Below are 14,280 nucleotides of genomic sequence, written 5' to 3' on the forward strand. Positions count from 1 at the left end.
CGATTCCGGCCGGCTTGCGCGGCCCGGCCGGCCGGACAGGCCGGGACGCCGGCGGGTCAGGCCACCAGCAGCTGGTGGGTGGCCAGCTCCCGGTAGAGAGGATCGGTGGCGGTCAGCTCGGTGTGCGTGCCCACGGCCACCACCCGACCGGCGTCGAGGACGACGATCTGGTCGGCGTCGACCACGGTGGCGAGCCGGTGCGCCACGATCAACAGCGTCCGGCGGACGGCCACCGCGTCGATGGCGCGGCGCAGTGCCGCCTCGTTGCGCGCGTCGAGGTTGCTGGTCGGCTCGTCGAGCAGCAACACCGGCGGGCCGGCCAGCAGCGCCCGGGCGATGGCCAGCCGTTGCCGCTCGCCCCCGGAGAGCAGCACCCCGCCCTCACCCACCTGGACGTCCAGGCCCTGCGGGGTGCGGTGCGCCAGATGACCGAGGTTGACCTTGTCGAGGACCTCGTGCAGTCGGTCGTCGCCAGCGTCCGGGGTGGTGATCAACAGGTTCTCCCGCAGCGTGCCGGCCAGCACCGGCGCCTCCTGCTCGACGTAGCCGAGCCGGGACCGCAGCGCGTCGCGGGGCAGCTCGCGGACGTCGCTGCCGTCCAGGCGTACCGCGCCGGCGCTCACCTCGTAGAAGCGCTCGACCAGGGCCAGCAGGGTCGACTTGCCGGCACCGGAGGGACCGACCAGGGCGGTACGGGTGCCCGCCGGCACCGCGAAGCTGACCTCGTGCAGCACCGGTTCACCGCCCGGATAACCGAACCCCACCCGGTCGAACTCGATCATCGGTGCCGGGCCACGCGGGGTCGCGGTGGCAACCGGACGGTCCGCCGCACCCTCGGCCGGCACTGCCAGGATCTCCTCGATCCGCTGCAACGCGCCCAGCCCGGTCTGCAACTGGGTGTACGCGCGCAACACCTGGGCCAACGGCAGGGCCAGGAAGAACAGGTACATCACGAACGCCACGAGGTCGCCGACGGTGATCGCCCCGGCGGCCACCCGCGCCCCGCCGATGCCGAGCACCAGCAGGAAGGCGCCCTGCACGGTGACCGAGCCGATCGGGCCGACCACCGCCTGCACTCGGGCCACCCGCAGCCCCGCGGAGTACGCCCCCCGGGCACTGCCGGTGACGGTCTCCGTCTCCCGGGCCTCGGCCCGGCTGGCCCGGATGGTCCGGGCCGCTGAGATGGCCCGCTCCACCGCCGAGGTCATCTCACCGATCCGCTCCTGTGCGGCGCGGGCCAGCGCCCGGACCCGCCGGGCGAACGTGGCCGCGAATCCCAGCCCCAGCCCCACCCCGAGCAGGGTGACACCGAACAGCAGCGGATCGAGCAGCACCATGGCCGTGCCGGCGCCGAGCACCATCACCGCACCGGTGACCGTCTCGAACAGTCCGGAGGTGACCACCGCGCGCAGCAGGGTGGTGTCCGAACCCACCCGGGAGAGCAGGTCACCGGTGCGCCGGCGGTCGTACTCGGCGATGGGCAGCCGCAGCAGGTGCCCGGCCAGCCGTCGTCGGGTGCCCAGCACCAGGCCCTCGGCCGTGCGCTGCAGCAGGTAGTCGCGCAGGCCGCCGATCCCCGCGCCGAGCACCACGAGCACCACCAGCACCATCACGAGCCGGGACACCCCCAGGCCGTCGCTCACCCGGTCGAGCACCGACCGGGTGAGCAGTGGCTGGGCCAGTGACGCCGCCGCCCCGGCCAGCGACAGCGCGCCCACGACGGCCAGGGTGCCGCGGTGCTCACGCAGGTACGGCAGCAGGGCGGTCAGGCCGACGGGCCGATCCTCGCGGACACTCATGGCCGGAACGGTAGCCCGCACCGCCGCCGCGCGGGACCGCTCCGGCGCGAGTCAGGCGGCCAGCACCACCTGAAGCTCGTGGCGCCGCCGCTGCGCCAGGTCGGTGAGCAGGGTGGGCGCCTCGTCGAACGGCACCACCGCCGACACCAGGTGCTTGCGGAGCACGTCGGAGTACGCCCGGAGCACGTCGATGGTCTCGGCGGAGAGCCGCTCCCGGTCCCAGCTGGGCGCGAGCCCCCGCGGCACCCGGCCGATCTGCGCGCAGCGCAGCGACAGACCGTTGTGGTGGAACTCCTCGCCGAGCCGGACGGCGTCCGCGCCGCCCTGGTAGAAGGCGAGGTCGATGACGGTGCCCTGCGGGCGCAGGAGCCGCAGCGCGAGCTGCAACGCCCAGGCCTGCCCCCGGCACTGGAACACCACGTCGGCGCCCCGGTCGCCGGCGGTGTGCGCCCAGCGGGTCTTCAGCACCACCGCCGGGTCGTCCGCGTCCGGGTCGAGAGTCTCCAGGCCGAGCGCCTCGGCGACCTCACGACGCTGCGGGGTGGGGTCGAGCACCACCACCGAGGCCGCGCCGTGTCGCCGGGCGAGCAGAGCCGTCAGCAGCGCCACCACACCGGCGCCGACCACCGCGACGCGTCGGCCGCGCACGCCGTCACCCAGCGAGCGGACGTCGGCGCCGTGCAGGTCGGCGGCGGCGTGCAGCAGGCCGTTGGCGCAGATCGGGCCCATGTGCGCCACGTAGACGCCGAGCAGCGGGTCCAGGTCGTCGGGGAGCGCAACGAAACGCTCGGCGACCGGGTCGGCCAGCCAACCGGTGCGGTGCCCGTACGTCATCGCGCCCACCGTGCCCACCGCGACCGCCCGGGTGGCGCTCTCCACCACTCGGCCGACCTGCATGTACCCCAACCGGGTCACCGGGTACGGGGTGCTCGCCTCGCCCGGCTCGAACAGCCCGAGGTCGGCGTTCCACCTGGCGTTCAGATAGGGGTTGGTGCCCTTGACGTAGCTCAACTCGGTGCCGGCGGAGACGCCGCTGAACAGCGTCTCGACCCGGAACGTGCCGGGGCGCAGCGGCGCCGCGGCCTGCTCGACCAGCTCCACCCGGCCCGGGGCGGCGACCACGACGACCCTGTCACGCATCGACCGTCACCCCGCTGAGGAGCACCGGGGGCGCGGCCGGGTGCGACAGCCGGACGGTGTCGCCGGTGCGGGCCGAGTCGGCCACCGCGAGGGCCAACCGCTGCGTGCCCAGCGCCTCGGCGTACGGGACGCGCACGTCGTCGCCGATGCCCCGTACCGCGTCGATGAAGGAGCGGTCGACCGCCACCCGGGCGGCCTCCGGGTCGGCGGGCACGTGCCGCTCACCGTCGGAGTCGCGGATCAGCAGGCCGTCCTCGGCGATCGACAACGCCAGCCCGTCGGCGAGGATCTCCAGCCCGGCCCGGTGCTTCCAGCCCAGCACACAGGCGGCGCTGAGCGTGCCGACGGCACCGCTGGCGAAGCGCAGTGTGGCGGTCGTCACCGAGTCGATGTCGGCGCCGTCCACCGGCGGTGGGCTGCCGTTGCCGTACGCGGTGACCTCGGTCACCTCGCCGGCCAACGTCCGGATCAGATCCAGCACGTGCGCTGCCTGTTCGACCACGGGGCCACCCGAGCGATCCCGCCGCGACCACCAGGCCACCGGGGGGACCTTGTCCAGCCAGGCGCCGCTGACCATCCGCACCGGACGGTCCGCCAGCAGCTCGCGGGCCTGCTCGAGGAAGCTCAGGTAGCGCCAGTGGTGCCCGACGGCGGTCCGCAGCCCGCGACGGGCCACCAGGTCGGCGATCCGCTCGGCGGTGGCCAGGTCGACCGCGACGGGCTTCTCCACGAACATCGGCAGGCCGGCGTCGACGACCGCCTCCTCCGCCGGGCCGTGGGCGAACGGGGGCACGCAGATGTACGCCGCGTCCACGCCGGCGGCCAGCAGCTCGGCGACGTCGGCGTGGGCCCGGCCACCGTGCCGGGCGGTCAGCGCCTCGGCCGCCTCCGGCACCACGTCGGTCACGCCGACCAGCTCGACGTCGTCGAACGCGGCCAACACCCGCGCATGACGCTGTGCCACTCCCCCGGCGCCGATCAGGCCCACCCGGCATCTCCGCATCCGACAGCCCTTCCGAGAACTCTTCCGCTTCGATGGGAGCAGTCCCCCCGGGTGTGCGCAATCAAACGTTCATCCCCTGGGAACGTGACGTCGCACTCCCTGTGATCAAGCTGTTGCTCCGGAAGCGGTTAGCGCATGGTGGGCAGGGGGAACAACCACTGTGGTTTTTTCCGCCCACGGATCGGGGAGGGGTGCCCGTGCGGGATACGACATCGAGCGTGTCACCGGTGGTGGAGGCCTGGGCCACGTACCGGACGACCTCGGCCGCGGACTGGCCGACGCGTCGGCTGCTGCGTGCCAAGGGGGACAGCCGGGTCAGCGTCGTGCTGCCGGCTCACAACGAGGAGGCCACGGTCGGCGCGATCGTGTCGACCATCCGGGAGCACCTGATGGATCGGGTCGCCCTGGTCGACGAGCTGATCGTGGTGGACTCGCGGTCGACCGACCGCACCGCGCAGGTGGCCCGGGCCGCCGGCGCGGAGGTGGTCAGCCAGGACGCGATGACCCGCGGGTTGCCCCGGCTGACCGGCAAGGGCGACGCGCTCTGGGCGGGCCTGGCCGCGGCCGAGGGCGACGTGGTGGCGTTCATCGACGCCGACCTGCGGGAGTTCCGGCCGCACTTCGTGAGCGGGCTGCTCGGCCCGCTGCTGACCGACCCGTCAGTCGACTTCGTCAAGGGTTTCTACCACCGGCCCCTGATCGGCACCGCCAGTGTCGAACAGGACGGCGGCGGCCGGGTGACCGAGCTGATGGCCCGACCGCTGCTCAATCTCTTCTGGCCCGAGTTGGCCGGCTTCGTGCAGCCGCTCGCCGGCGAGTACGCCGCCCGGCGCGAGGTGCTGTCCCGGGTGCCGTTCGTCTCCGGCTACGGGGTGGAGACGGCCATGCTGATCGACCTGCTCGACCTTGTCGGCCTGGACGCGTTGGCGCAGGTCGACCTCGGCGAGCGCAAGCACCGCCATCAGGACACGGCGGCCCTCGGCCGGATGTCCGCCCAGATCATGTTGACCGCGTGGTCGCGGCTGCAACGACGTGGCTGGGCGAGCCCCGACATGTTCCCGGAGCCACTGCTGACCCAGTTCCGTCGCGGCGGCTCGGACGCGCTGCCGAACCTCGACCGCGAGATCGTGGTCAGCGACGTGTCCATCGAGGAGCGTCCGCCGCTGGCCGAGCTGCGCCACCGGGTGCCCCGTCGACGGGTGTCCGCGGCGTGAGCCTCACCGTGTTGATGAACGCCGGCCCGTGGTTGTCCGTGCCACCGCCCGGCTACGGCGGCATCGAGAACGTGATCGCCACGCTGGTGCCGGAGCTGCGGCGACTCGGCGTACGGGTGGTGCTCGCCTCGGTGGAGACCAGCACCCTGCCGGTGGACGAGCGGGTGTCGGTCTTCTCCGACGGGCAGTTCGCCGCGTTGCAACGGCCGTACAACCAGGTCTGCGGGATAGCCCAGGCGCACCTGGCCGGAGTGGTCCGCGAGCTGCACGCCCGCGACGACATCGACCTTGTGCACGACCACGTGGAGGCCGTCGGCCTGGCCACCCTCGCCGCGATGGGGCCGTCCGGGCCGCCGACCCTGCACACCCTGCACTGGGACCTCGCCAAGCACCCCGCGCTCTACGGCGGCCTGGACGGCGGTGCCCGCGTACGGGTCAATGGGGTCTCCGCCTCGCAGCTGGCCCGCGCCCCCCGCGCCCTGCGGGAGCACTCGGTGGGTCACGTGCACCTGTCCACCCCCCTGGCGGTGGACGCCGACCGTCGAGCACGGCCGGAGAAGGGCGGGCACCTGCTCATCCTCGGTCGGATCAACCCGGGCAAGGGGCAGGACGTGGGTGCCCGGCTGGCCCACCGGGTCGGTGTTCCGCTGGTGTTGGCCGGGCCGGTCGGCCCGTACCATCGCCCGGCCGAGCTGGCCGCGGCCGGCGACGAGGCCCGGCAGAACCCGGACGTGCGGTTCTTCCTCGACGAGGTGGCGCCGCACGTCGACGGCGACCTGGTCCGTTGGGTCGGCACGGTGGCCGGTCAGGAGCGCGACGACCTGCTCGCCACCGCCCGCGCGTCGCTGTTCCCGCTGCGGTGGGAGGAGCCGGGCGGTACGGCGGTGGTCGAGTCCCTCGCTCTGGGCACGCCGGTGGTGGCGACCGCCCGGGGCTGCCTGCCGGAACTGATCGAGCACGGCCGCACCGGGCTGCTCACCGCCGACGAGGAGGAGCTGGACGATCTGGTGCTGGCCGCCGGAGGGCTCGACCCCGACGAGTGCCGGCGGGTTGCCGCGCAGCGGTTCACCCCGGTGGTGATGGCCCAGCGTTACGTCGAGCTGTATCAGCGGGTCCGTGACCTGGCCACGGCGCCGCGACTGCAGACGGTCTGACCTGCGGCGCCGACGTTTGCCGCCCGCGCAGGGGGGTAGCCGGCACCCGCACATCCGCCGCCCAGCGAGGAGCCGGGACATTGGTCGGACCGATGGCGCACTCCCGCGCCCGCCCCAACCCGGCCGACGGCAGGCCGCCGGTACGCCGCGCCGCGGGAACGGTGGCGGTGCTGTTTCTGCTGGTCGGCGTCCTCGGTTTCGTGCCGGGGATCACCAGCGGCACGGCCGGCCTGCGGTTCGCCGGCCACGGCTCGGGCGCGTTCCTGTTCGGCGCGTTCCAGGTGTCGGTGCTGCACAACCTGGTGCACCTGCTGTTCGGGGTGGCCGGCCTGGCCCTGGCCCGGACGGTCGCCGGTGCCCGGACGTACCTGATCGGCGGCGGCGCCGTCTACCTGGTGCTCTGGCTCTACGGGTTGGCGGTGGACCACGACACCGGGGCGAACGTGCTGCCCGTCAACAACGCCGACGGCTGGCTGCACCTCGGCCTCGGCGTCGGCATGATCGCACTCGGCGTGCTGACCGGACGGGCACGCCCCTGACCGGACGGGCAGGCCCCTGACCAGCCACGTCGTCCGTGACCTACCTCGCCCGGCCCGTCGGTCCGGTTTGGCCCCGGTGCCCCTCGGGTAGTTGGCAGATCCCGACACACACGAGCGGATCGAGGGCCCCATGTCCAGCCGGATCACCTGCGAGGTGCAAGACGAGGCGCCGGTGACGGTGGTTCGGCTCGCCGGCTCGCTGGATCTGGGGACCATGCGGGTGGTGCACGAGGCCCTGTCGTCCGCGCTGGCCGCCCAGCCGGACGCGCTGGTGGTCGACCTTGCCGAGGTCACCGTCCGGGATCGGCTGGCGCTGTCGGTCTTCGCCGCGACGGCCCGGCGGGCCGAGGAGTGGCCGACCGTGCCGGTGGTGCTCTGCTCCCCGCCGCCGACCGCCGCCCGCTGGCTGTCCGAGACGTCCACCTGCCGGGTGGTCCCGGTATCCCCCGACTGCGCTGAGGCGACCCGGATGGCGGGCGCCAACACCGCGCCCCGGCTGCGCGTCCGGCTGGAGCCGGTGGCCGGAGCCTGCCGGCGGGCCCGGGAGATTGTCGCCGACGCCTGTACGCGGTGGAACCTGCCGGAGGCGGCCGGCCCGGCCGCGCTGGTGCTCAGCGAACTGGTCGGCAACGTGGTCCGGCACGCGGGCACCCCGATGCAGGTGACGGTGACCCTGCGCCGACCGTACCTGCACCTGGCCGTGGTCGACGGCAGTCAGGCGGCGGCCCGGCCGTCCGGAACGGATCTGCGCGCCGAGGGTGGCCGCGGGCTGCTGCTGGTCCGGGAGCTGACGCAGCGATGGGGCTCCGTGCCGGCCGGTCAGGGCAAGGCCGTCTGGGCGATGCTGCCCGCGTCCTGAGCATTCGCGATGGTTTTCCCGGTCCCGGCGATCTGACCGAAATTACCGCTCCCGCCTGGTTTTATGGGTGGAGGGTGGGGTAGGCACGCCCGTCCTTTTCTGTCGTGACGACGGGGTGAACAGCCATGCGCAAGCGGGTAACCACGGAACCCGGTCGAGATCGAGGCCCGGCGATCCTGGCACCGGCCCGCTTCGGGGGCTTCCCCGGACCACTGCGGGCGCCGGTCCCCGGCAACTCGCTGATCAAGTTTCTCGCCACCACCGACCACAAGCAGATCGGTGTGCTGTACCTGCTGACCTCCTTCGGCTTCTTCCTGATCGCCGGGCTGCAGGCGATGCTGATGCGCGCCGAGTTGGCCCGCCCCGGCCTGCAGTTCCTCTCCTCCGAGCAGTACAACCAGCTCTTCACCTCGCACGGCGCGGCGATGCTGCTGCTGTTCGCCACGCCCGCAGCCTTCGGATTCGGCAACTTCATCGTGCCGATCCAGATCGGCGCGCCGGATGTGTCGTTCCCCCGCCTCAACGCGCTGGCCTACTGGCTGTACCTGTTCGGCGGCCTCATGGTGATCGGCGGCTTCCTCACGCCGGGAGGTTCGGCGGACTTCGGCTGGACGGCGTACAACCCGCTCAGCAGCGTCGAGAACACCCCCGGTGTGGGTACGAACATGTGGGTCGTCGGCCTGGTCATCTCGGGACTGGGCACCATCCTCGGCGCGGTCAACCTGATCACCACGATCCTGACCCTGCGAGCGCCCGGGATGACCATGTTCCGGATGCCGATCTTCACGTGGAACATGCTGTTCACCAGCGTGCTGGTGATTCTCGTCTTCCCGCTGCTGGCCGCGGCGCTGCTGGCACTCTCGGCCGACCGGCTGCTCAACGCGCACGTGTTCGACGCGGCCACCGGTGGCCCGATGCTCTGGCAGCACCTCTTCTGGTTCTTCGGCCACCCCGAGGTCTACATCATCGCGCTGCCGTTCTTCGGCATCATCACCGAGATCATTCCGGTCTTCTCCCGCAAGCCGCTGTTCGGCTACACCGGAATCGTGCTGGCCACCATCGCGATCACCGTGCTGTCCATGACGGTCTGGGCGCACCACATGTTCGCCACCGGTCAGGTGCTGCTGCCGTTCTTCAGCATCCTCAGCTACCTGATCGCGGTGCCCACCGGTGTGAAGTTCTTCAACTGGATCGGCACCATGTGGAAGGGGCAGATCACCTTCGAGACGGCGATGTTGTTCGCCATCGGCTTCCTGGTCACCTTCCTGCTCGGCGGGCTCACCGGCGTGCTGCTGGCCAGCCCGCCGGTGGACTTCCACGTCACCGACACCTACTTCGTGGTGGCGCACTTCCACTACGTGGTGTTCGGCACGGTGGTCTTCGCGCTCTTCGGCGGCTTCTACTTCTGGTGGCCGAAGATGACCGGGCGGCTGCTCGACGAGCGGCTCGGCAAGGTGCACTTCTGGACCCTGTTCGTCGGTTTCCACGGCACCTTTCTGGTGCACCACTGGCTGGGCGCCGAGGGGATGCCCCGCCGGTATGCCGACTACCTGCCCAGCGACGGCTTCACCACCCTGAACACCATCTCCAGCATCTTCGCCTTCGTCCTCGGCCTGTCCACGCTGTTCTTCATCTACAACGCCTGGAAGTCCTGGCGGTACGGGGCGATGGTCACGGTGGACGACCCGTGGGGCTTCGGCAACTCACTGGAGTGGGCGACCTCCTGTCCCCCGCCGCTGCGCAACTTCGACCGGATGCCCCGGATCCGCTCCGAACGTCCGGCCTTTGACCTGAAGTACGGCCCGCTCGTCGCCGACCTCGGCCGGGACCTGCCGCAGCGCACCACGAAGCCGCCGCAGCACTTCACCGAGGAGCTACGCATGGAGCACCACGCACCGGAGTCTCCGGCGGCCGAGGGCGCGCACGGCGCCCGCGACGCGACCGAGTACCAGCCGGCGGCGCGGTCCGGCGCCCGCCCGGTGGACGTGCCGGAGCCCGAGGGCGTACGCCGGCCCAGTTTCGAGGAGAGCGACGCGCCGCAGGACAGCACCGACGCACCGAAGCCGCACGAGCGTTGGCGGCACCCCCACAGCGACCAGAACCCCGAAGAGCACTGACCGGGGTACGCGACACGGAGGGCCGGCACCCCCGGGTGCCGGCCCTCGCCGCGTACGGTGGGTTGCGTCGTCGTCTCAGTCCCGGGGTGCCAGACCGGCGGCGGTGAGCGAGCGGCGTACCGCGGGCTGGACCCGGGTCAGCCGCAGCGGCACCCCGGTCCGGGCCGCCGCGTCCCGCCCGGCCATCAGTGCCGCGATCCCCCCCGCGTCGAAGCCACCGGCGCCGACCAGGTCGACGACCACCTCGCTCGGCTGACCGGTCACGGCCTCCAGCATCGCGCGACGCAACTGGTCGGCGCCGTCCCGGTCGACCTCGCCACCGACCTCGACCACCACCCGGTCACCGTTCTGCTTGACCGAGATCCGGGTCTTTCCCGGGTCCGGCTCGGCGACGCCGTTCTGCCAGGGCGGCGGCGCGTCGGCGAGCATCGCCTGACGCAGCCAGGTGAGCGCCCGCGACAGCAGGCGGGAGACGTGCATCTGGGAGATGCCGAACCGGGCGGCGATCTCGGCCTGGGTCTGGTTGCCGTAGAACCGCATGGCGAGGATCCGCCGCTCCCGCCAGGGCAACCGGTGCAGCAGGCCGCTGACGGTCACCCGGTCGTCGACCGATTCCAACGCGTTGTCCGACTCGCCGACCAGGTCACCGAACTCGGCGGAGCTCTCACCGCCCACCGGCGCGTTCAGCGAGGCCGGGCTGTAGCCCGCCGCCGACTCCAGCGCCGCGAGGATCTCCTCCTCCGGGGTCTCCAACCGTTTGGACAGCTCCGCGACGGTGGGTGCCCGGGACAGCTCGCTGGTCAGCGACGCGGTGGCCTGGCCGACCTCCAGGATCAGGTCGCGCAGCCGGCGGGGCACGTGCACGCCCCAGGTGCGGTCGCGGAAGTGGCGTTTGATCTCACCGACGATGGTGATCGCGGCGTACGCGGTGAACGACCCCCGTTCCGGGTCATAGCGGTCGACGGCGTTGACCAGACCCAGACGGGCCACCTGCTCCAAATCCTCCAGCGGCTCCCCACGGCCCCGGTACCGGCGGGCCAGCCGGCCGGCGAACGGCAGCGCGAAGCGGACCAGGTCGTCGCGCGCCTCCTGCCGCCGCTCGGTTGGCAGCCCCTCGATCCGGGCCGCGTACGCCAGCGCTGCCGCGTCGAGGTCCTCCAGACCACGATCGGTAGGTGGTGGTGTGGTGGTGGTGGTCGTGCTGGTCTGTCCGAACATCCGCGCCTCCCTCAGGAAGGTCCCCCGCCCGGATCGGGAAACCGGTCGTGCGCGTGGTCGAGCCACGCACCGGGCCGGAAAGTGGGTCAGTGACTGGGATGCCAGCGGGCGACAACGCTTCTACGCAGCGCATTCAGGCCGTCGCAGCCAGCGATGTTCCCGCTCCGTAGGTACTCAATCACGGGACCCCGGGTTCGCGAGGAAGTTTCGGCGTGCTCCGCCTCAGGAGACCAGAAGCCCCTGCTGGCCGCCGCTGTCGCGGAGCACGGACAACGCCTCGGCGGCCTCCAGAGGGGGCGGCACGGGCAGGTCGTACGGCTGGGCGCGCAGCACCTCGGTGGCTCGGCGGGTGGGCACCGAGGTGACCGGGTAGCCCCGCGCGGTGGTCCGGTCCAGCGCTCGCCGCCGCCGCCCGAACCCGGCCACCGCCAGCCACTGCGGCAGCCCGGCCAGGGCGGGCGAGCGCATTCCGGGCGGCTCGGGCAGCACGTCCACCGAGCTGAACGCCTCGCTGCCGGCCAGCCACCACTCGGCCTCGTCGACGCTGCGCCGGGTGGCGTTCTCACACCAGTACGGCACCAGCCCCGCCCGCACCACCTGCCACGGATCGAGCAACCGGCCGCACTCCACCACCAACCGGTCGCCGGTCTTGCCGGCACGGCGCAGCCACCGTCGGTACAGGTCGGCCACGGCGGCGCTCAGCGCGCCCGGCCTCGGCACCAGCACCCGGTGCAGCGGGTGCTGCCGGCGGGCCGCCCAGTCCCGGGCGGTCAGCTCGAAGCCCGAGTCCGTGCCGTGTTCGGCGTAGCCCGACGGGGCGGACACCTGCGGCGGGTCCCAACGGGTGGCGTCCCCGCCGACCGAGCGGAGCACCTGCCGCAGGGCGTGGCTGTCCGGGTGGAAGTCCACCGGGTCCAGGCCGCTGGCCGGACAGCCGACCTGGAAGCTGTGCCCGGGGCTGTGCTCCAGCACCGGCCACGTCCGTGCGTCGCGCACCAGCAGCACCGGGGCACCCGGGGGCAGCCGGTCGGTCAGGAACTGCCGGTACGCCGCCGGGAGCGCCCGCCAGCGGGCGGCCAACGACACGGTCGCCCCGGTCAGCGAGCCGCGGCTGGCCGGGCAGTGCACCTGGCGCAGATGCAGGTCGGGGTTGCCGGCGAGCATTCGGGCGGCGAGCGCGGTGCCGTGCTCCAGGGCCGCGGCGGGGCGGTCCGCCGCGCCACCGGTCCAGTGCACGGACATCTCGAAGCCCGACGGCAGCCACGGCACGCCGAGGGCCACCGCGAGGTGCGCCGCCGCGCCGTGCGGCGAGCCGAGCAGCACGCCAGGGTAGCGGCGGCGGGGGTACTGGTCGACGAACCAGCGCGCCACCCGGGCGGAGTCCACCTCGCCGACCTGGGCCACGGTGAGCGCGACCCGACCGGCGGCCCGGCTGGCCGAGGCGCGGCGGACCAGCTCCGGGGCGCCGGGAAACCGCGACACCGGCCCGACCTGCCCGAGGTCGGCGCAGTCCACGCCGCGCAGCGCCCGGGCGGTGGCGGCGACCAGCACCCGGGCGGCGCTGCCCTCGGCCACGACCCGGTCACCGGACAGACCGGCACCGGCGGCCGTGAGCCCCTCGTGCACCTTGTGCACCGGCCCCACCTTGCCTCGTTCGCTCACCACGCGGCCCGGCTTCCCGTCCCGATGGGGTTCAAACGGGGCATCACCCACCCGGCGGCATGATTCCGCAGGTCCACGGTGTGCGCCGGTCATCACCGACGTTCGGCGACGATCGGCTTCGCATGGCGGGAGCGGCTCGACGCGGGCGATCGGATCCGGCGATCCCACAACGGCGAGCCGGGGTTTCGCGGGGGCCGGGGCGGGCACTTCCGGGGCCATGCACACCGAGGACAGCAGCGAGCACGCCGCCGCCACGATCACGCCGTACCAGGACGGACCGCTACTGGTCCGCGGTGACTTCGCCCTGGTCACCCCGGACGGCGAGCGCATCGACGCCCGTCGGGGCACGGTGGCGCTGTGCCGGTGCGGCCGCTCGGCGCTCAAGCCGTTCTGCGACGGCACCCACAAGGTGGTCAACTTCCGGGCGGGCACCTCCCGGGAGGGCTGAGCGTTACGCCACTCCTGCCAGCGGCCCCCCGGCGGTGGCCGGCAACGCGGTCGCGGGCACCGAGATGGTCCTGGGGGCGGGTGCCCGCAGGGAGCTTCGACCGACGGCCCAACTGTCCAGCAGGTGCGCGGCGAACAGCCGGTCCACGGCGAGCCCGGCGGCCGCGCCGAAGAGCACATCGGGGGCCAGGGCCGGCTCGGCGCGCACGAAGCCGCCGCAGAGGTCGTGCGCGGCGATCTGCTCGTGGACCGCGTCGGCCTCCACGTGCTCGTCGTAGAAGCGGGTGGCCACCTCGTCCAGACCGAGCCTCCGCAGCCCGTTGCCGTACCGACGGTTCGGCAGCGACGAGGTCATCTCGAAGGCGGCCAGGTGCCCGAGCAGCGCGCCGCGCAGCCGCCGGTGCAGCCCGAACAGCGACATCAGGTTGTTGGTCGCCAGCGTCACGGCGGGAGCCGAGTCGAGGTGGGCGCCGTAGTCGGTGTCCATGCCCAGCCGGTCGAGCGTGCGCCGGAACAGCTCGGAGTGCATCCGGTCCAGCTGGCCGTTGCCGTACTCGTCGGTCTGGATCTCCACGAGGGCGGCCTTGGCCGGCCCCCCGATGCGCGGCAGCGCCCAGCTGTGCGGGTCCGCCTCCCGCAGGTGGTAGACCGAGCGGTGGGCGACGAACTCGCGGAACTGGGCGAGGTCGGCGCGCCGTTGCAGGGTGGCGGCCAGCGACGGACCCTCGTCGGCGGCGACCAGCTCCGCAAGCCCGGCCGCCACGCCGCCGGGCGGCACCGCGGGGGCGCCGACCAGCCGACGCAGGGCCGCCTCGAAGGGCCGCTCGGCTCGGGCCCGCAGGGCCAGCAACGTCGGCTGCCACTCCCAGCCGTCGTCCACCCCACGCCAGCCCCGGTAGTGCAGTTCGTAGCAGAGGAACAGCGTGAGTTGCAGATCCTCGTCGGTGAGTGGATCCGCCGCGTCGAGGTCGCTGCCCAGGTCCGCTGGAAGGTCGTGCGGCGGGCGGCGGAGGGCGCCAACCACCGCCGCGGACAGCGGGCCACGCGGTTGCGGAAGCGCGGCAGGACCGTATCGGCGGTCGGTGTGCTCCGGCATGTGACCTCCAGCGTCGTCGGGCGGCTACTGAT

12 protein-coding genes are annotated in these 14,280 nt (G+C 73.0%); 6 read left to right on the forward strand and 6 right to left on the reverse strand.

The window, feature by feature from the left end; translation table 11 throughout:
• Positions 1-56: 56 nt before the first annotated feature.
• Genes ACLJN9_RS03005 through ACLJN9_RS03015 form a run of 3 tightly spaced genes read right to left on the reverse strand, consistent with a single transcriptional unit; the run spans position 57 to position 3,942 of the window.
• Positions 57-1,799, reverse strand: coding sequence for an ABC transporter ATP-binding protein (locus ACLJN9_RS03005; protein ID WP_410809405.1), 1,743 nt, complete (start codon positions 1,797-1,799; stop codon positions 57-59).
• Positions 1,800-1,850: 51 nt separating this feature from the next.
• Positions 1,851-2,939: a zinc-dependent alcohol dehydrogenase gene (locus ACLJN9_RS03010; RefSeq protein ID WP_410809406.1), complete on the reverse strand. Its 1,089-nt coding sequence runs from the start codon at positions 2,937-2,939 to the stop codon at positions 1,851-1,853.
• Positions 2,932-3,942 carry a Gfo/Idh/MocA family protein gene (locus tag ACLJN9_RS03015; protein ID WP_410809407.1) on the reverse strand — a complete coding sequence of 337 codons (1,011 nt, stop codon included), beginning with the start codon at positions 3,940-3,942 and terminating at the stop codon, positions 2,932-2,934. Before ACLJN9_RS03015 ends, ACLJN9_RS03010 begins: the two co-directional genes overlap by 8 nt.
• A gap of 230 nt (positions 3,943-4,172) precedes the next feature.
• Here ACLJN9_RS03015 and ACLJN9_RS03020 point away from each other — a divergent pair, with 230 nt between their 5' ends.
• From ACLJN9_RS03020 to ctaD, 5 genes are all read left to right on the forward strand, one after another.
• Positions 4,173-5,156 (forward strand): glucosyl-3-phosphoglycerate synthase, encoded by a 984-nt coding sequence (locus ACLJN9_RS03020; protein ID WP_410809532.1) that lies wholly within the window; start codon positions 4,173-4,175, stop codon positions 5,154-5,156.
• On the forward strand, positions 5,153-6,310 hold the full coding sequence (locus ACLJN9_RS03025) for a glycosyltransferase (RefSeq protein WP_410809408.1): 1,158 nt from the start codon (positions 5,153-5,155) through the stop codon (positions 6,308-6,310). Before ACLJN9_RS03020 ends, ACLJN9_RS03025 begins: the two co-directional genes overlap by 4 nt.
• A 92-nt stretch (positions 6,311-6,402) precedes the next feature.
• Positions 6,403-6,849 (forward strand): DUF4383 domain-containing protein, encoded by a 447-nt coding sequence (locus tag ACLJN9_RS03030; protein ID WP_410809533.1) that lies wholly within the window; start codon positions 6,403-6,405, stop codon positions 6,847-6,849.
• Positions 6,850-6,979: 130 nt separating this feature from the next.
• Positions 6,980-7,708, forward strand: a complete 729-nt coding sequence (locus ACLJN9_RS03035) for an ATP-binding protein (RefSeq protein WP_410809409.1) — start codon at positions 6,980-6,982, stop codon at positions 7,706-7,708.
• Between the two features lie 125 nt (positions 7,709-7,833).
• The gene (gene ctaD, locus ACLJN9_RS03040; RefSeq protein ID WP_410809410.1) at positions 7,834-9,825 is read left to right on the forward strand and encodes a cytochrome c oxidase subunit I; all 1,992 of its coding nucleotides are present in this window, start codon (positions 7,834-7,836) and stop codon (positions 9,823-9,825) included.
• 75 nt (positions 9,826-9,900) lie between these two features.
• On the opposite strand, the gene ACLJN9_RS03045 is transcribed toward ctaD, so the two are convergent.
• Complete coding sequence (locus ACLJN9_RS03045) at positions 9,901-11,043, reverse strand: SigB/SigF/SigG family RNA polymerase sigma factor (protein WP_410809411.1); 1,143 nt, start codon at positions 11,041-11,043, stop codon at positions 9,901-9,903.
• Positions 11,044-11,265: 222 nt separating this feature from the next.
• Positions 11,266-12,669 carry a hypothetical protein gene (locus tag ACLJN9_RS03050; protein ID WP_410809534.1) on the reverse strand — a complete coding sequence of 468 codons (1,404 nt, stop codon included), beginning with the start codon at positions 12,667-12,669 and terminating at the stop codon, positions 11,266-11,268.
• A 253-nt stretch (positions 12,670-12,922) separates the two neighbouring features.
• Here ACLJN9_RS03050 and ACLJN9_RS03055 point away from each other — a divergent pair, with 253 nt between their 5' ends.
• A complete protein-coding gene (locus tag ACLJN9_RS03055) occupies positions 12,923-13,153 on the forward strand; it encodes a CDGSH iron-sulfur domain-containing protein (RefSeq protein ID WP_410809412.1) in 231 nt (76 codons plus the stop codon).
• A gap of 3 nt (positions 13,154-13,156) precedes the next feature.
• Here the strand turns inward: ACLJN9_RS03055 and ACLJN9_RS03060 are convergent, their stop codons facing one another.
• On the reverse strand, positions 13,157-14,248 hold the full coding sequence (locus tag ACLJN9_RS03060) for an iron-containing redox enzyme family protein (RefSeq protein WP_410809413.1): 1,092 nt from the start codon (positions 14,246-14,248) through the stop codon (positions 13,157-13,159).
• Positions 14,249-14,280: the final 32 nt, after the last annotated feature.

The sequence above is a fragment of the Micromonospora sp. 067-2 genome (assembly GCF_046549295.1).
Lineage (GTDB): Bacteria > Actinomycetota > Actinomycetes > Mycobacteriales > Micromonosporaceae > Micromonospora.

Excerpts from the sequence above, each read along its gene's own strand:
- ACLJN9_RS03005 (WP_410809405.1), bottom strand. The coding sequence starts at position 1,799 with ATGAGTGTCCGCGAGGATCGGCCCGTCGGCCTGACCGCCCTGCTGCCG.
- ACLJN9_RS03010 (WP_410809406.1), bottom strand. The coding sequence starts at position 2,939 with ATGCGTGACAGGGTCGTCGTGGTCGCCGCCCCGGGCCGGGTGGAGCTG.
- ACLJN9_RS03015 (WP_410809407.1), bottom strand. The coding sequence starts at position 3,942 with ATGCGGAGATGCCGGGTGGGCCTGATCGGCGCCGGGGGAGTGGCACAG.
- ACLJN9_RS03030 (WP_410809533.1), top strand. The coding sequence starts at position 6,403 with ATGGCGCACTCCCGCGCCCGCCCCAACCCGGCCGACGGCAGGCCGCCG.
- ACLJN9_RS03035 (WP_410809409.1), top strand. The coding sequence starts at position 6,980 with ATGTCCAGCCGGATCACCTGCGAGGTGCAAGACGAGGCGCCGGTGACG.
- ctaD (WP_410809410.1), top strand. The coding sequence starts at position 7,834 with ATGCGCAAGCGGGTAACCACGGAACCCGGTCGAGATCGAGGCCCGGCG.
- ACLJN9_RS03045 (WP_410809411.1), bottom strand. The coding sequence starts at position 11,043 with ATGTTCGGACAGACCAGCACGACCACCACCACCACACCACCACCTACC.
- ACLJN9_RS03055 (WP_410809412.1), top strand. The coding sequence starts at position 12,923 with ATGCACACCGAGGACAGCAGCGAGCACGCCGCCGCCACGATCACGCCG.
- ACLJN9_RS03060 (WP_410809413.1), bottom strand. The coding sequence starts at position 14,248 with ATGCCGGAGCACACCGACCGCCGATACGGTCCTGCCGCGCTTCCGCAA.